Annotated in this window: 14 protein-coding genes; 5 read left to right on the top strand and 9 right to left on the bottom strand. The window is 65.2% G+C overall.

The features are described from left to right. Positions 1-162: 162 nt before the first annotated feature. The 7 genes from B3547_RS16995 to B3547_RS16965 form a co-directional block, all read right to left on the bottom strand. Entirely contained in the window at positions 163-1,743 is a 1,581-nt protein-coding gene (locus tag B3547_RS16995; protein WP_292964972.1) for a serine hydrolase, read from the bottom strand. After that, on the bottom strand, positions 1,740-2,873 hold the full coding sequence (locus B3547_RS16990) for a hypothetical protein (protein ID WP_125953518.1): 1,134 nt from the start codon (positions 2,871-2,873) through the stop codon (positions 1,740-1,742). Before B3547_RS16990 ends, B3547_RS16995 begins: the two co-directional genes overlap by 4 nt. Further along, positions 2,870-3,934: a DUF1611 domain-containing protein gene (locus B3547_RS16985; RefSeq protein ID WP_414690575.1), complete on the bottom strand. Its 1,065-nt coding sequence runs from the start codon at positions 3,932-3,934 to the stop codon at positions 2,870-2,872. The genes B3547_RS16990 and B3547_RS16985 overlap by 4 nt, the downstream gene beginning before the upstream one ends. Continuing rightward, on the bottom strand, positions 3,921-6,191 hold the full coding sequence (locus B3547_RS16980) for a TonB-dependent receptor (RefSeq protein ID WP_292964967.1): 2,271 nt from the start codon (positions 6,189-6,191) through the stop codon (positions 3,921-3,923). Before B3547_RS16980 ends, B3547_RS16985 begins: the two co-directional genes overlap by 14 nt. A 133-nt stretch (positions 6,192-6,324) precedes the next feature. Continuing rightward, entirely contained in the window at positions 6,325-7,641 is a 1,317-nt protein-coding gene (locus B3547_RS16975; protein ID WP_292964964.1) for a peptide MFS transporter, read from the bottom strand. Beyond that, entirely contained in the window at positions 7,611-8,621 is a 1,011-nt protein-coding gene (locus B3547_RS16970; protein ID WP_292964961.1) for a dipeptide epimerase, read from the bottom strand. Before B3547_RS16970 ends, B3547_RS16975 begins: the two co-directional genes overlap by 31 nt. Next, positions 8,621-10,618, bottom strand: a complete 1,998-nt coding sequence (locus tag B3547_RS16965; protein ID WP_292964958.1) for a serine hydrolase domain-containing protein — start codon at positions 10,616-10,618, stop codon at positions 8,621-8,623. The genes B3547_RS16970 and B3547_RS16965 overlap by 1 nt, the downstream gene beginning before the upstream one ends. A gap of 128 nt (positions 10,619-10,746) precedes the next feature. Here B3547_RS16965 and B3547_RS16960 point away from each other — a divergent pair, with 128 nt between their 5' ends. Beyond that, positions 10,747-11,433 carry a helix-turn-helix domain-containing protein gene (locus B3547_RS16960; protein ID WP_124809489.1) on the top strand — a complete coding sequence of 229 codons (687 nt, stop codon included), beginning with the start codon at positions 10,747-10,749 and terminating at the stop codon, positions 11,431-11,433. A gap of 213 nt (positions 11,434-11,646) precedes the next feature. Further along, positions 11,647-12,426 carry an enoyl-CoA hydratase/isomerase family protein gene (locus tag B3547_RS16955; RefSeq protein ID WP_292964955.1) on the top strand — a complete coding sequence of 260 codons (780 nt, stop codon included), beginning with the start codon at positions 11,647-11,649 and terminating at the stop codon, positions 12,424-12,426. 40 nt (positions 12,427-12,466) lie between these two features. On the opposite strand, the gene B3547_RS16950 is transcribed toward B3547_RS16955, so the two are convergent. After that, a complete protein-coding gene (locus tag B3547_RS16950) occupies positions 12,467-12,895 on the bottom strand; it encodes a DoxX family protein (protein ID WP_292964952.1) in 429 nt (142 codons plus the stop codon). Between the two features lie 256 nt (positions 12,896-13,151). On the opposite strand from B3547_RS16950, the gene B3547_RS16945 reads away from it, so the two are divergent. Then, a complete protein-coding gene (locus B3547_RS16945) occupies positions 13,152-13,673 on the top strand; it encodes a MarR family winged helix-turn-helix transcriptional regulator (protein ID WP_158453870.1) in 522 nt (173 codons plus the stop codon). A gap of 6 nt (positions 13,674-13,679) precedes the next feature. Here B3547_RS16945 and B3547_RS16940 read toward each other — a convergent pair whose 3' ends face one another. Then, positions 13,680-15,248, bottom strand: coding sequence for an FAD-binding protein (locus tag B3547_RS16940; protein ID WP_292965015.1), 1,569 nt, complete (start codon positions 15,246-15,248; stop codon positions 13,680-13,682). Positions 15,249-15,436: 188 nt separating this feature from the next. Between B3547_RS16940 and B3547_RS16935 the strand changes: the two genes are divergently transcribed. Both B3547_RS16935 and B3547_RS16930 read left to right on the top strand, forming a co-directional pair. Then, positions 15,437-15,796 carry a 2Fe-2S iron-sulfur cluster-binding protein gene (locus B3547_RS16935; protein ID WP_292964948.1) on the top strand — a complete coding sequence of 120 codons (360 nt, stop codon included), beginning with the start codon at positions 15,437-15,439 and terminating at the stop codon, positions 15,794-15,796. A gap of 213 nt (positions 15,797-16,009) precedes the next feature. Beyond that, positions 16,010-17,122 carry an aromatic ring-hydroxylating dioxygenase subunit alpha gene (locus tag B3547_RS16930; RefSeq protein WP_125953507.1) on the top strand — a complete coding sequence of 371 codons (1,113 nt, stop codon included), beginning with the start codon at positions 16,010-16,012 and terminating at the stop codon, positions 17,120-17,122. Positions 17,123-17,146: the final 24 nt, after the last annotated feature.

The following is a 17,146-nucleotide window of genomic DNA, read 5'->3' as shown; positions in this document are numbered from 1 at the left end:
GATCCGTGCGCCCTTGCGCGGAGATGAATAGTGCGGATCGGTCATGCCGATGACCGATATTTCATGAAATAGATAATATATTACAGTTTTTTACCGCAGCATCTTGAGGTCCGGCCGCCGGTGGGCCAACCGGCTCCGCCGCGACGGAACCGGCTTGTCCGATCACTTGCGCGGTTCGGGCGCGGGCGTGAACAGCAGGTCTTTGTAATCGAAACTGAAATCGGCGATGGGCGATACTGGCTTCGCGGAAATGGACGATACCTTGCCGTCGGCATCGAGCTGGAAGGTGAGATAGGCCTTTTCGATCCCCGGATCGTCGAACTGGGCGATGAACGTATCGTACTGATAGTGGACAAGGCGCCCGCTCATGCCGGCCGTGGGCACGAAGCTGACCGTCAGCCCCTTGGCGTCCGAACCGATCGCCAGCTTGCCGTACCAGGGATCGCTGTAGGTCCCGGCATAGCGGTCGAGCGGCAGCGAAGGGCCAACCTGCGCCGGCGTGGTCGCCGCCTGCTTCATCGCCGCAACGGCATCGACGATGCGCTTGGCGCGATAGTCGTGAAAGCGCTGCGGCCAGTCCTGCCGGGGCAGGCCCAGGTAATGATCGAGCAGTTCGTACATCAGCCCGTGGCGCGGCTCGCTTTCCTCGGCGTTCACCTCGATGGCGAAACCGACGTTCTTCTCGGGGATCAGGCACACGATCGAGGTGAAGCCGAGCAGCCCGCCGGCGTGCCAGACGATGCGCGTGCCATGATAATCGCGCACTTCCCAGCCCAGCGCATAGGCATCGAACGTCGGCGTGGTCGCCGCGATCGGTTCGGGCGCCGGGGTGATCGGGATCGGCGTGACCGGCGACCACATCTCCTTGCCGGCCGCCGCGCTGAACAGGTGGCCGCCTTCGGGCAGCGCGCTGCCGGCAAGCTGGATCTGCAACCAGCGCGCCATGTCGTTTGCGCTCATCGCGATCAGGCCCGCCGGGGCCATCGCCCGACCCAGCTGGTCGCGCTCGTCGAGTACGACTTGCGGGCCATCGCCGCGCACCATGCCGACCCGGCCATGCGGCTGCGCGCGATTGGGCGCGGAGGTCTGCGTCCTGAAGTCGGCCGCCGCATCGCGCATCCCGGCCGGCGCGAAGACATGCGCCTTCATGTAATCTTCCCAGCTCTGCCCGCTGACGCGCTCGATCAGCAGCCCCGCCACGCCGTAGAGGATGTTGTCGTAGGCATAGCCGCTGCGAAAGCTCGTTGCCGGCTTGATGTAGCGCAGCCGGCGCATCAGGTCGTCGCGCGAGATCGCGCCGCGCGGCACGGTGAGCAGGTCTCCCGCTCCCAGCCCCAGCCCGCTGCGATGCACCAGAAGGTCGCGGATCGTCATCTCGCGCGTGACCCAGGCGTCGTACATCTGGAAATCGGGGATGTGGTCGATGACCTTGTCGTCCCAGCCGATCTTGCCGGCATCGACCAGCGTGGCGAGCGCGGCGGCGGTCAGGGCCTTGCCGGTCGAACCGATCATGAAAATCGTGTCCGCGTCCACTTTCGCGGGCGCGCCAAGCCGGCGTTCGCCATAACCCTTGGCGAGCACGACCTTGCCGTTCTCGACGATGGCAACGGCCATGCCCGGCGTGCCCGAGGACTGGCGGATTGCCTCGATCCGCGCATCGATGTCTGCCGGCGGCGCGGCAAGGGCAGCGTGGGGAACCGAGGCGGCAAGGCAAAGCCCTGCCAGCAGGGACAGACGTTTCATCGGGCTTCTCCTGGGGCGAGCTGGCCATTGCGGAACCGCCAGAGACCGATCGTCAGCAGCGGCAGGATGTAAAGGGCAAGGAGCACGAAGGCGAGCGCGCGATAGCCGTTGGCAATCAGCGCGATCAGTCCGACGCGGTCGGCCACCACCATGCACAGGACCAGCAGCGCGATCGTGATCGCGGCCCGCAACGGCACCGTCGGCGGGGCGCCGCGGTTGTGCCGCCAGGCCGCGGCGATGCGTTCGTTGATCGCATGGACGGCACCCGTGCCGCTTTCGAGCAGCGCGGAGAATATCATCAGCTGGAACAGCACATGGAACAGGGGCTGGCCAAGCTGGCGCAGCAGAAAGTCCGAAGGCAGCGCCTCGCCGGCGATGCCGGGCAGGAAGGCGGCCATGCACACGAAGAACATCAACGCGGGCAGCATCGCCAGCGGCCCGGCGATCGCCCCGGCAATCACCGCGTCGCGGTTGCTGGCGAGGTGGCGGGTGACCGGCAGGATCACGATCGCGCCGATGATGTTGTAGCTGGCATATGTCAGCCCGCCCCCGAACCAATCGGCAAACCAGCCGTGACCGGCCGGCGCGCCTTGGGCAAAGGCGGCGGCGATGCGGTCTCCGAAGCTCGACAGCGCGAGGACGAGGAACACCGCATAGACGCCGTAGAGCAGCACCGAAACCCAGGTGAAAAGCCGCTCGACAGCCGTGTTGCCGAAGGCGGCGAAGCCGGCGATGCCGGCCATCAGCGCAACCGTACCGGCCATCGGCGGTAGGCCGGCGGTGTGAACGATCTCGCCCGCCGCCGCGCCGAACACCGCGAGCAGCAGCATCACGAACAGCGCATAGGCGATCTCGAACAGGATCCAGCCACGGCCCAGCAGCACTTTGAAGAAGGCGCGATAATCGCGCGCCCGCGCCGCACGGGCGACAAGGAACGTCGCCACGCAGACCGCGCTCCAGATCGCCGTTGCCAGCGCGATCGCGGCGATCCCGCCCCAGGCGCCGGCCGGCAGGAAGAACTCGGCGATCTCGCGCCCGGTGGCATAGCCGCCGCCGATCACGACGGCCTTGAACGATAGCCCCGGCAGGAGGAGCCGCTTGAACCAGCTCTCCGGAGCGGCTTGGCTCATCCGGTGCAGGCGTCGAGCAGGCGCTCGAACGCCATGCCGCCGCGGATCGGATCGGCAACGGGCAGGCTTAGACGCGCGGCCACGGCGGCGATTTCCGCTGCCGCCGCATCCTCGCTCATGCCCGCAGTGTTGAGGCTGACACCGGCGCAGCGGATCGCCGGATTGGTCAGCCGGCCCAGCGCGATCGTTTGCGCGATGACATCCTCGATCGCCGGAACGGCATAGTCGGGCATGCCGAGGATGCGTTCGCGACCAGGCTGGTGGCAGACGACGAAGAGATCGGGTTGGCTGCCGTGAAGCAGGCCGAGCGATACTGCCGCATAGGCGGGGTGATAGAGCGAACCCTGGCCCTCGATGACGTCGATATGCGCCGGATCGGCCGCGGGAGTCAGCGCCTCGGCGGCACCGGCGACGAAATCGGCCACGACCGCGTCGATCGGGATACCCGATCCCGCGATCATGATCCCGGTCTGCCCGGTCGCCCGGAACGTGGCATCCAGCCCGCGCTCCTGCAGCCCCCGGGCGATGGCCAGTGCCGTGTATTTCTTGCCGAGCGCGCAATCGGTGCCAACGGTCAGCAGGCGCCTGCCCGAACGCTTGCGGCCGGTCGCCACACTAACGCCCTCGGGCGGGGTGCGGACATCGACAAGCCGGCGGCCGTTGTTTTCGGCCAGGCGGCGCAGTTCGGGAATGGCGTTCAGCTTCACATGCATGCCGGCGACGATGTCGAGCCCGGCATCCAGCGCGGCGAGCAAGCTCGGCACCCAGTGCGGCGGGATTGCCCCGCCGGGACTGGCGACGCCGATCAGCAATGCACGGGCGCCACGGGCATAGGCCTGCTCCAGTTCGAGCCGTGGAAGGCCGGTGGATACTGCCGCACCCGGCAGCACGAATTCCCCGACGCAGCGCTCCGGCGCCCAGTCACGCAATCCGAACGCGGTCTTGGCAAATCCCGGTTCGGTCGTGTCACCGAGAAAGAGCAGGTAAGGGCCGGGCAGCGTCAGGCTGCCCGACGCCTTGGCGGCCGGTGCGGCGGCCAGTGGAAATTCAGTATTGAGCACTGAGCGAAAGTCCGAATGTGCGCGGGCGGATAACGCCGGTGATGATCGCCCCGCCCGGGTTCAATGGCAAGCCATTCGCGGTCAGCGCGCCGGTCGAGGTCTTGCCTTCCGCATCGGTCAGGTTGCGGACGTAGGCCTCGATGCCGAACTTACCGAAATCCAGGCCCGCGCGCAGATCGACGGTGGCGTAGGAAGGAAGCTGGCGCTGCCGGCCGTTTGCGGCGCGGAAGGTGGCGTCGAAGCTGCCGCTCTGCTTGGATAGGAAGCGCAGCGAACCCCCTATGAAGGCCTTGGTGGTTCCGCCAAGATCCCAATCGTAATCGCTGTTGAGCGAGATGGCATACTTCGGCGTGAATGGCAGTTGATCGCCCTTGCGGCCGCCCACCAGCGCCGGCGCGTCCGCCTTCAGCTTGGCGTCGGTATAGGCGCCGTTGAACGAAACCACGAAGCCCTTGGTCGGCCGCATGGTCAGGGTGAATTCGGCGCCCTGACTCTTTGCGCCGGCGCCATTGATGTTCACGCCGAAGCCGTTGACCACCGTCAGGAGCTGGATCTTGTCCCAGTCGATATGGAACACCGCCAGGTCCAGCCCGAGGCTGCGATCCGCCGTCTCGCCCTTGAAGCCTACTTCGTAGCTGACGGCCGTGTCCGGATCGAAGCTGGACGGGGTTCCCGCCGGGGCATTCGGCGCGATCACGTTGGGGCCGCCCGGACGATAGCCCTTGGCGACGCGGGCATAGAGCGTCGCGCGGTCGCTGATCTTGAACTTGGGCGCCACCGAATAGGTGAAGACGTTATCGGACGAGCGCAGGTTGCTGTTGACCGGCACATTGCCGGCAAGGACGCCGCTCGCCGCCTGGCTGGCGACCTGCTTGTTGTGGCTATAGCGCCCGCCGAAATCGACGTCGAACATGGTGCCGAGATGCAGGGTCAGGTTGGCGAAGCCCGCATATTCCTTGTACTTGGATTGCAGATCGACATGGCCCAGCACGAAGGGGAAGGCGATCGGTGTCGTCGTGCCCGGCGTATAGGCGGCGTAGTCCTGCAGCAGCAGGCCCTTCTCATCGTTGTAATAGCCGCCGATCAACCAATCGAGGCTGTTCCCGACCGCACCGGCGAGCCGCAGTTCCTGCGTCCACTTGCGCGTGTTGACCTTCTGGTTGAGCACGAAATCGTTGGCCGGCGCGCCCAGCAATGCCTGCACGATGCCGCTGAGATTGAACGTCGCGTCGTCGCGGAAGGTCTGCTTCTGCGTCGCGTAGCTGGTTGCGCTGGTCAGGGTGGCGAAACCGAGGTCGGCAGTGATCGTGCCGCTGTAGACCCGATAATTGACATTGGTGAATTCGGGCGAGAACTGCGACTGGGTGGGGCGGCCATAGAGCGTGCGCAGCGTGGCCGGATCGCTCTCCACCGAAGAATCGGCATTGGCGCGGATGTTCTGGAGATAGGCCGTCAGACGGACGTCGAACATCTCGTTCGGCTTGAACAGCAGCGAAGCGCGGCCGCCATAGACCTTGGAGTCGTTGATGTTGCTGGCGACGTCTGAGGTGACCGGGCTGGCGAACGACGTGCCCGATGTGCCGATGGAATCGATCCAGCCGCCGTTCTTGTGGTAGAAGCCCGATGCGCGGAACGCGAGCGTCTCGCCCAGTGGCAGGTTGATCATGGCGTTGCCGTGGTACGACATCGCGCCGCCCTTGGTCGCCTCCGCCGCGCCGCGCACCGCGCCTTCGGTGGCGCCAAGCTTGGGCGCGTTGGTGACGTACTTGATCAGGCCGCCCAGCGTGGAGGCGCCATAGAGCGTGCCCTGCGGCCCGCGCAGCACTTCGACGCGCGCGATGTCGAAAGTATCGAAATCGCCGGCCAGCACCGCGCCGTTGGCGAGGGCCGTCGACGAGCCGAACGGCGTTTCGTCGACATAGACACCCACCGTCGAGGCGACGCCGCCGGTGTTGAGGCCACGCAGCACCAGACGGCCCGCGCCGGGTGTGGCCTGATTGAGCTGAAGGCCCGGGACGTGGTTGAGAAAGTCCTGGAAGTTGTTGGCCTGCGATCGTTCGAGAAGATCGCCAGAAACGACCGAGATCGATTGCGGCACGTCGATCAGGGTCTGTTCTCGCTTCTGCGCGGTCACGACGATTTCATCGTCGCCGAACGTGCCCTTTTCGGAATCGGTCGCCGACTGCGCCAGGGCCGGGCCGGATGCGATGGCCGTCAGGCAAGCGGTCATCAGCAAGGTGGTGCGAGCTCGTCTCATGGTATTCCTCCCGAATTCGGGTCCGTTGGGACAAGGCGTGCCGGAAGGGCCCTATGTGAACCCCACACCCGTCCGGAACGCCGCGTGACATTATTATCCTGATAAGGACGTTATTGTCTCAATAGGAAAACTGTCAATCCATTTCGGCCGATTTGCGCACATTCTGCGCTGTCCGTTGTTCGATCGTCTCTGTCGGGGCGCTCAGAAGGCGGAGGAGCAGGGCGGACAGGCAGGCCAGCCCGGCAAGGACGAGAAAGAACGGCGCGGGAGCGAGGCGGCTCCACAACGTGCCGACCACGCCGGCGCTGAGGCTGCCGGTGAAGGTGATGAAAAACCAAGCCGCAACGGTAGTCGCGCCAAGGCTCAGAGGCGCGAGGCGCGCGAACAGGCCCAGACCGGTCGGCAGGATGAACAGTTCGCCGAAGGTGAAAATCAGGAAGAACGCGGCAAGCCACATCCAGTTGGCCCGCGCTGGTCCGGTCGTCCAGGCGATGGTGGCGAGCATCGCGTAGGCACCGGCGACGATCAATGCGCCCATCGCCATGCGGTGTAGCGGCGCGGTATCGCCCGCGGCTTCCGCCCGGCGGCGCCAGAAGTGGAGAAGGGGCGGGGTCAGCAGCATGACGAACAGCGGATTGAGCGACTGGAACCACGTCATCGGTATGGCAAGGCTGCCCGCGCTCCGATCGATCCCGCTGTCGGCCCACAGGGCAACGGTGTTGCCCACCTGTTCGTAGGCGGAGCGGAACAGCGTTACCGCCAGACCGATGCCGAGCAGGACGGCGGCCACTTTCGGATCGAAGGCGAGCGGCCGCGCCTCGGTGGCGCGGGCGGGCTTGCGTTCGGGGGGCAGGTGGCGCTGGCCGGACAGGTAGATCACCAGCCCCAGACCCATCCCGATCCCGGCCACGCCGAAACCGTAATGCCAGCCATAGACCTCGCCCAGCGTGCCGCAGATCAGCGGCGCCAGGAAACCGCCGATGTTGATGCCGACGTAGTAGACGTTGTAGGCCCAGCCACGGCGTTGATCGTCGGGCTTGTAGAGATCGCCGACCTGGCTTGGCAGGCAGGGCAGAAACAGGCCGTTCCCGATCGCGATCGTGGCGAGCGCGGCATAGAACAGCGGCTCGAAGGTCATCATGAAGTGCCCGGCGCACATGATCGCGCCGCCCAGCACGATGGCCCGTCGCTTGCCGAGCACACGGTCGGCGATCAACCCGCCGAGGATCGGGGTGAAATAGGCGCCCGCCGTATAGGCGCCGTAGATGAACGACGCGTGGGCCTGGCCCAGCAGGAGCTGCTTGGTCATGTAATAGACCAGCAGCGCCCGCATCCCGTAGTACGAGAACTGCTCCCACATGTTGGTCAGGAACAAGACGGTCAGCCCGCGCGGCTGACCGAACCAGGTCTGTTCCGGCATCATGCGGTAACGGGCGCGCCCGATCCCCACACGGCCGGGCCGGCGAAAATATCGCCGTTGGCATAGGTGACGCCCGGCACCCGGTCGCGGGCGAGGAAGGTAGGCCCGTCGAGATCGACGACATCGCAGAGCTGGCCCAGTACGAAGCCCGGCGCCATGGCCAGACTAGTGCCGACCATGTTGCCCACCATCACGTCGAGACCGAGCGCGCGCGCCTTTTCGGCCATGAGCAGGCCTTCGGTAAGCCCGCCACACTTGTCGAGCTTGATGTTCACGACCTGATAACGGCCGACCGCACCGGGGATGTCGTCGAGCGAGAGGATGCTCTCGTCGCCAGCGATCGGGATAGGCGAGGCGAGCCCCTCCAGATCGGCCTCGCGTCCGCGCGCCACCGGCTGTTCAAGCAGCGAAACCCCCTCGGCGACCAGCACCTCGATCAGCGGTCCGAGATCGGCCGCCGCAAAGCCCTGGTTCCCATCCACGCCCAACCAGACATCAGGCCGCGCGGCGCGGATGGCCCGTACCCGCGCGCTGTCGAGGTCCAGATGGCCGGTGAGCTTGACCTTGATCGCGCGGGCTTCCGCGTAGTTCACCGCGCCCCGCGCCATAACGTCGGGCGTATCCGCGCCGAGCGTGAAGGTTGTCCGCAAGGCCCGCGGGCTGGACTGCCCGGCAAGCTGCCACACCGGCACGCCCGCCCGGTTCGCTTCGAGTTCCCACAGCGCGCAATCCACCGCGTTGCGCGCGCCGCCCGGTGGCATGATCGTGCGCAGTTCCTCGCGCCCGATCCCGCTTTCGATAGCGGACCGCGCCGCCGCGATTCCGGCAAGCATATGCGGAACGTCATCGCCCAGGAAGAACACGCCGCCGCCTTCGCCGCGCCCGGCGTGATCGCCATCGTCCAGGGTTACGACAATCACCTCGGAACATTCGAACACGTGGCCCGCAATGCGGAAGGGTTGTGCCAGCCGCAGCGTCTCCGTCGCGACCGTGAGCGTGAGGGCGGCCATCAGTAGGCCACCGTCATCGCCACCAGCCCGAAGGTGACCGCGAAGTAGAGCACCATCAGCGAGGCGAGCAGCAAAAGAACGGCCCACAGCTTGCTGAACCAGCCGCGTTTGCCCTTCCACGCTTGCCAGGCATTCCAGGCGGCGATCGGCACCGCGCCGAAGAACGCGATCAGGCCAAGGATCTGCAATACCCACAGCCAGGGATCGAGCCCGCCCGCCAGGAAACTGGCGCTTTCCAGCAGGAGCGAGAAGGCCACGACCCAGCCGATCAGCACGGCAACGGATACGGCACTGACGACGCGCACCGCCCGGTATGCCTTGAGAGCACCGCGTTCGAGGCCAAAGGCCGCCTTGTAGCGCCGCCGCGTGAACCAGCCCCATGGCCAGGCGATCAGCGTCAGCACAAGTACGCCAAGGCTGGCGTAGAGTGCCGGCAAGACCCACGTGGCCGACCGGCTGGCGGGCACGCGATCGAACACTTCGAACGGGGAAAAGAAGTCCATCGACCAGCGGACGACCTTGCCGTCCACCACCTTGGCGGCCAGGCGATCATGGCCGAACTTGTCGCGCCAGACGAAGGGCGCGATCTCGACCCATTCGCGCGGGCGGCCGTTCGGCCCTTTCAGGCCGGGGATGACCAGCTCGCCCTTGTCGTTGGTAGCGACCTTGAACTGGCCGAGCAGGTTCACCACGGAGAAATAGTTGGTCTGCCACCGGCGGCTCGCATCCCAGCTGCCCGCCATCATCTTCGCGTGTTCTTTCGCCGTTGCGGCATCGACGCGTCCGTCGGCCGGGCCGGCATAGGGCAGGTAGCGATCGGCGAAATCCATGAACAGCGCGTTGCGCAGGTCGCCCGAAGCGCCCTGCCGCCCGCCGCTGTTGAACGAGACGTAGAAGCCGATCCCGTCCTTCATGAACAGGTGCAGCGAGGTGTGGAAGGCCTCGGTATCGCCCAGATGCCCGATGACTTCGCGCCCGTTGACGTTGGTTTCGAAGAACCCGAGTTCCATACGGTTGAGCGGCGGCACCAGCGAGAAGGGGTCCACCTTGGCGAGCGGGCTGTTGTGCATCATGTCCGCCGTTTCCGGCTTCAGGACGCGCTGGCCGTCGATCTCGCCACGCTGCAGGTGGGCGATCATGAAGCGGCCCATGTCGGTGCCCGATGCGGAAAGCGATCCAGCCGGCCACGGCCCCAGAATCTCGAAGCCCTCGGTCGGCTTGCCATCCTTGTAGCCAATCGACATGTCGGGCACGAGCCGCTGGGGCAGGGGCTGGCGCATCGACGACTGGCGCATCCCGATCGGCCCCAGAACATGCCTTTCGGTATAGGCGAAGAAGTCCTCGCCCGAGGTGCGCTGCACGATATAGCCGGCGAGGGCGGTCCCCCAGTTCGAATAGGCGGGGGTCGAACCGGGCGCGAAGATGCGCACGGGGATGGCGCGCTTCAGGTAATCCCCCAGCGGCATGTCCCACTTCTTGTCGTAGAAGATGATGCCCTTGCCGGTTTCCTCGAAGCCGCCGGTATGCGTCATAAGCTGGCGCATCGTCACCGGCTTGCCCTGGTACGGCGGAATCCGGAAATCGAGATAGGCGTTGACGTCGCGGTCCAGGTCGATCTTGCCCTGTTCGACCTGCTGCATCACCGCGGTCCAGGTGACCAGCTTCGATACCGAGCCGGGCCGGAACAGCGTGCGTTCGGGATCGACCGGCTTGCGCGTGGCGACATCGGCATAGCCGAACCCGCGCGCGGTCAGGATCTTGCCGTCCTTGACCACGGTGACCACCGCGCCGGGAATATCCCCGCTACGCAGCGCTTGCGGCATATAGCCATCGAGCCAGGTATCCACGTCCGATTTGGTGAGCACGGCCGGCGCCGGCTGCGCCGTGGGTTGGGGTGCCGCGCCAGCGACAGTGGGAGAGGGGGCCTGTCCCTGGATCAACCCACCGCCGCACAGCAACAAAAGTCCGCCGACGATGGCCTTGCGCCATGTTCGCATGATCCTGAACTCCCTTGATGCTCACCGGGATTGCTCTGGCCACGCCAGACCAGTACAGTGTGCAAATGCTCCAATTGGGATTAATTTATCCTGATTGGAAAATCAGTCAACGAATAAGGATCGTCCGGATGTCCGCAGCTACTCCCACACTCGGCGCGCTGGTACGCGGATTGCGCAGCCGTAACGGGTGGACGCTCAAGCAAATGAGCGAGAAGGCGGGCATTCCGGTCTCCACCTTGTCGAAGGTCGAACACGATCGGCTTACGCTGACCTACGACAAGCTGCAGCAGATCAGCCAGCGGCTTGGCTTGCGGATGTCCGAACTGTTCGCCGAAAGCAGCCGCGAGGAAACGCCGGCCGCACAGGTCACCGCCCGGCGCAGCAAAGGTCTCCTGAACGAAGCGCTGCGCGTCGAAACGCCCAATTACGACTATTACTACCTCTGCACCGAGCTGCGGCGGAAGCGCATGATCCCGGCGATCACCAAGATCCGTGCCAAGACGCTGGAACAGTTCGGCGATCTCGTGCGCCACGCGGGCGAAGAGTTCGTCTATGTGGTCCGTGGCAGCGTGGTGGTCGTGACGGAGTTCTATGACGCGATGGTGCTTAACGAGGGGGAATCGCTCTACATCGATTCCAGCATGGGCCATGCCTATCTCGCCGCGGAAGGCTGTGATGAGGCCGAGGTGCTTGGCGTGATGTCGAGCAGCGATGCCGAGCTGCTGGATTCCCTGCTCGACATTCACGAGGAACAGCTCGGTGGCGCGCCCGAGAAGCGGCAATCCCGCAAGGCCATGGCTTTGCCGCGCCTCTAGAGGTTTCGGCCGGATGGAGACGGGCCTTGGCGCCGGTCCCGGAAGGCGTCCATAACGGTGATAATAGAGATTATGTAAANNGTGCGCGCCTGTCATTGCGCGATACGCTTGTATCCGCCATCGTTTCCGGCAACGGACGAAGGCCGTGCGGCTTGCGGTGGCCAGGATTCGAAGAAGCCCGGCCATCACGCCGGGAACGTGAGAGGAAAACGCATGAAGACCGTGTTCGATGGCGTCACCATCACCACGCAGGATGCCGTCGCGATCGTCAGTTTTTCGCGCCCGCCGCTCAATTATTTCGATGTCGATCTTATCAATGCGCTGGCCGATGCGCTGGAAGAAATCGATCGTACCGATGATCTGCGCGCGGTCCTGCTGCGTTCCGAAGGCAAGGTCTTCTGCGCCGGCGCGAGCTTTTCCGGCCGCGAAGGGTCTGGCCAGGGCGAACTGGCCGATCCGGGCGATCTCTATCGCCAGGCGGTCCGCTTGTTCCGGACGCGCAAACCCATCGTTGTCGCGGTTCAGGGCGCCGCCATTGGCGGAGGGCTTGGCCTCGCCATGGTGGGCGATTTCCGGATTGCGGCGGAAGACGCCCGGTTCGCCGGGAATTTCGTCAAGATCGGCATCCATCCCGGCTTCGGGCTGACCCATATCCTGCCGCGCGTGATCGGCCATCAGAACACCGCGAAGCTGTTCTACACCGGCCGCCGATATACCGGAGCCGAAGCCGCGGCCATGGGCCTGGTGGACGAGGTAGTGTCCGCCGAGCACCTGGCGGAAGCCGCCCTCGCCTTTGCCACCGAGATCGCCGAAGGCGCTCCGCTTGCGGTCGAAGCCACGCGCGCCACGCTGCGCCACGGGCTTGCCGATGCGGTGGCCGCGCAGACGGAACGGGAATGCCGCGAACAGATCGCGCTGTTCGCCAGCGCGGACTTCAAGGAAGGCGTACAGGCGGTCGCCGAACGCCGGCCGGGGCGCTGGCAGCGGCGATAAGAGTAGCGCCCTGGCCTGTGCCGCCGCGGCGTGCCATGTTCTAATCGAGCCGTTGCAGCCAGCCATCGATCGACCAGCGGCCCGGGCCGGATTGCCACAGAAAATAAAAGCCGCCGGCGGTAGCGAAATCCTTGGTGAAGAAGGCCAGTTCGCCGGGATCTGCCAGATTGTTGTGGTAGAGCGAAGCCGCCACCAGGCAGAAGCCGCCAAGCAGAAAAGCGGCCCAACGGGTAGCCGCACCCAGCCACACCGCCAGCCCGCACAGAATCTGGAAGGGGATGACCAGATAGATCATCTCCCCCGGCAGACCGCCCTTTTCGATGTAGGCGGTCATCCTGCCCATGTTGGCGTATTTCATCACGCCGAAAATCACGAATGGCAGCCCCAGCAGCAGCCGGGCCACCAATGCCCCCAGCGATCGGAACGCCGTGCTTTCCAGCGCTTTGCGAATGCTGTCCGTCGCGGCCATGGTCCTCTTCCTCCCGTCCCTTATTGCTTTAGTGCTAAGATAAATCCGGCCGCCTTCAAGCGCCAGCGGAATTGCATCTTGGCGCCACTGGGCGATTGCGCATCGTCTGGAAAGCGGCCATTTCCGTGGCGATCCCGCACCGGCCGGATGAACCGGCCGGCCCTTCGTTGGTAGAATCATGCAATCCAGTGCCAAGCCGCTTCCGACCAAGTCCCGCGCCAGATCAACCAGCCCGGCCGAGCAAGCCAAACTGCAAATGGCCAGCCACGAACAGCGGCTGGACGCGGCGGTCGATACGCTGGTGGACGAATGGGCGGATGTCATTCCGGGGCTGGACCGCGATGTCCGCGCGATTGCGGCGCGGATTGCCCGCATCGACGACCGGCTGCGCGCCGGCGTGGGCAAGATTCTCGATCAACACGATCTTTCGGACAACGAATTCCGCCTGCTGGCAGGGCTGATGCGCAGCGGTGCGCCTTATCGCTGCGCGCCCAGCGATCTGGCGGGGCGCTATGTCCCTGTAACGTCGGGCGGCCTTACCGGCGTGGCACGCCGGCTTGAAACGCGCGGCCTTATCCGCCGCTGCGCCCATCCCAGCGATCAGCGTTCCATGCTGATAGAGCTGACTGCGCCGGGCAAGGAATTGGCGATGGCGGCGATGGAACAGTTCGCCGCAGTGGAATCCGCGCTCATGAACGGCCTGTCCGCATCGGCCCGCGCCAATGGCAACGCCTTCTTGCGCAAGCTGATGCTGTCGATCGAAATGACCCTCCCATAGGAGGGGTCAGGACCTGTTCACCGGGATCGTGTCGACGGCGATCGCCCCTTCTGCCGAACGGGAGAGCCGAACATGCCGGACCCAGCTTTCGTCCTGCAGCGGGAAATCCGTGCGCCCGTGGCCGCTGCGGGTTTCCTCGCGAGCGAGCTTGGCGGTGGCTACCAGTTCGGCGGTCAGCGCCAGATTGCGCAAATCCTCGGCCGCGACGATGTCTGACGTGTCGATGCCGCTGGCGGCAATCCGGCGGATTTCCTGCAATTCGGCAATCGCCTCGGTCAACTGCTGGCGGTTGGACACCACGCCCGCCTTGCTCCACATGATATTCTGCACTTGTGCGAACAGGCTGGCGGGGCTGATCGTCCCGCCTCCGCCCGACAGCCGCGCCTGCTCTTGCGCAACAGTATCCGGCGCGATCGACGGGGACTTCTGACCTGCGGCGAAGCCGGCGGCGCTGCGCCCCGCAATCGCGCCGAAGGTCTGGGTTTCCAGAAAGCCACAGCCCTGCATCCGGTCGCCGCCGTGGATGCCGCCCGAAGCCTCGCCCGCGGCGAACAATCCGGCGATCCGGGTTGCGGCATTGGTATCGATCCGCGCGCCGCCCATCAGGCGCTGGAACATCAGCGTGATCGGCACGATCTGGCCGCCCTCGTAAGTGCCGACCGGCGCGCGGGAACGCGCGACCTGCCCTTCCTCGACATGCCAGACCACCGGTCCGCGCCCCTCGAAGTTCTCGGTATAGACAGCGCGCGCCATCATGTAGCGCGGGGCGCATTCGAGATTCTCCGGATCGTATTTCTCCATGATCCGTTCGCCCAGCGCATTGACGTAAGCCGCGCCAAAGATTGGCCCGGCAGGCGGGGAATCGCGGAACTGGGCGAATTCCATATCGATCAGCGGCACTCCGGCGTGGAAGGCCAGACTGTAGGAATCGCCGGTCGTGCGGGCCTTGGGATCGACCACCTCTTCGCACAGGATCGAATAGAGGCGGTTGACTCCGCCCGATGCCAGCACCACCGCCTTGGCGCGGATCACATAATGCACGCCGTCCGGACCAACGGCATAGGCGCCCGCCACCGTATCCCCGGCCAGCAACAGGCGGGTGATCATCGTGTTCTCGTGCAGTTCAATGCCCGCGTCGAGCATGGCCTGCCGCATCGGCTGGATCACATTGGCGTGAACGCCCTTTCCGTGCCCCTGCGCCATCAGCGTGCGCCGCACCGAATGGCCGGCACGCTTGGAAAGGAACCAGCTGCCATCGGCATTGCGGATGAATTCCACCCCGCGCCGCTCCATATCCTCCGCTAGGGAACGGCCGTGCGCGGCACATTGCGCCACCAGATCGCGATCGCAGATCCCACCGCTTGCCGCCGTCCAGTCGTCCAGGAAAAGCTCCGCGGTGTCCGCCTCGTCCAGCAGTGGTACGCTGAAGCCCACCAGCGCATGGGGGCTGGACCCGCTCTCGCCGATTTCCCCCTTGTCGACCAGCAAGACCTGCGCGCCGGCGGTCGCTGCTTCCAGAGCAGCCCGCGTCGCAGCGGAACCGCCGCCGATGACCAATACGTCAGTCTCTACCATCTGGACCACGGCTGTTCTTCCTGTTCTGCGGGTGCGGGACGATCCGCCCCGACGGGCCGGCGTGCGGTTATGCAGACTCCCTATTTTTGCTCGATCACGCTGTCAATATATCTTAGCACTAAGATAGTTTCATGATCGCGTCCGGGCGATTCGGGCGCGGCGAGGGCTGCCAGGGAGGTCGATGCGCGATGGATGAAGGCGCGGTACAAAAGCCGGCAACGGGAGGCTCCGGGAACGATCCCGGCACGACCGGACCCGCCAAGTCCGACCTGCCCGAGGCGGGAAGCTTTGTCGTGGAATTGGCCCGTTCCGGCCTGACGCTGACCGTACCGGCAGGGGAATCGATCCTGGACGTGGTGCGCGCGGCGGGCGTGCAAGCCAATTCCAGTTGCGAACAGGGAACCTGCGGCGCCTGCGAAACCCGCGTGCTGGCGGGCATACCCGATCACTATGACGCGGTGCTGACGCCCAAGGAGCGACGCGAAGGCAAGGTCATGATGATCTGCAGCTCCGGCGCGCTGTCCGACCGGCTGGTGCTCGATCTGTGATGCACGCGCCGATTGTTTCCGCCCGCCGCGATAGCGTAGGGTGATGACAAGACGCGTCGATATTGATATACATTTTTGACTACCGATCTTAGGGGTGGCGCGCCGGGGCGGATTGCCGGGCAAGGCGGCGTGGTCCTGCGGATCGGGAAGGCCTTTTAAGACCCATGCGACACGCGAAATGGCAATCGCGGCGCAGACCACGGAGAGCCGCCCTTGCTGTCGATATTGAAGAACGCCTGGTACGCTGCCGCCTATTCGCACGAGGTGGGTGCCGAACCGCTGGCCCGCACGCTGATCGACCAGAATGCTGTCCTGTTCCGGGGCGAGGACGGCGAAGTGGGCATGATCGTCAACCGTTGCCCGCACCGCTTCGCGCCGCTTTCCGCTGGCAAGCAGATCGGCGATACGCTGGAATGCCCCTATCACGGCTTGCGCTTCAACCGTTCGGGCCACTGCGTGTTCAACCCCCACGCCAAGAACAAGGGACCGTTGCGCGCGGCCGATATCAAGGCCTGGCCGGTCATGGAGCGGTACGGCATCGTCTGGTTCTGGCCGGGCGATCCGCACCTGGCGACCCCGGAAGCTTTGCCAAGGGTCGATTTCCTGGAAAAGCCCGAAGAATACGCGCTGGTTCGCGGGCTGTTGCATGTGCGCGGCCATTATGAGCTGGTGGTCGACAATCTGCTGGATCTCAGCCACGCGGCGTTCATCCACCCGCAGTTCAGCGGCGGGAACTACACGGCCGAGCAATTGCTGGCGGCCACCTCGCAACGGCTGGAGCGGCGCGAGGGTTCGATCGTGAACCACCGCCTGCGCAGCGGGCTCGGGCCGTCATCGGCCCATGTCAATCTGTTCGGCATGGATGCGGCAACCCCGGTTCACACCGACACGACCATGACCTGGTATCCGCCGGCGTTCCTCGATTTCGCCGTGGGCAGCTGGGAAGTGGGCCAGGACCGCGAAACCGGGGTGCATATCCCCCAGTTGCATTTCATCACTCCCGAGACCGAGTTCACCTCGCACTATTTCTTCGTCAACGGCCGCAATCGTCGACAGGACGAGCCGGAGGTGGACAAGGCCATGCTCGATTTCTTCGATCTGGCGTTCGGGCAGCAGGACGAGCCGATGATCGAGATGGTGCAGCGGAACATGGGCACGGTCAGCGATATCAACGAACTCGATCCGATATTGTTGCCAACCGATGCCGCGCCGGTTTCCGCCCGACGGATGCTGGCGGCGATGATCGCCGCGGAACAGGCCGCCGAAGTAGGCCCGGGCGCAGCCGGGGAAAGCCCGACCAGAGAGGACTCGCCGGCACTCTCCTGATCTGTGCGAAATTTGGTATATTAT

The sequence above is a fragment of the Novosphingobium sp. UBA1939 genome (assembly GCF_002336885.1).
In the GTDB taxonomy this organism is placed as follows: domain Bacteria; phylum Pseudomonadota; class Alphaproteobacteria; order Sphingomonadales; family Sphingomonadaceae; genus Novosphingobium.
The sequence above is the reverse complement of the archived record's forward strand: the minus strand, read 5'-3'. Positions and strand labels throughout refer to the sequence as shown.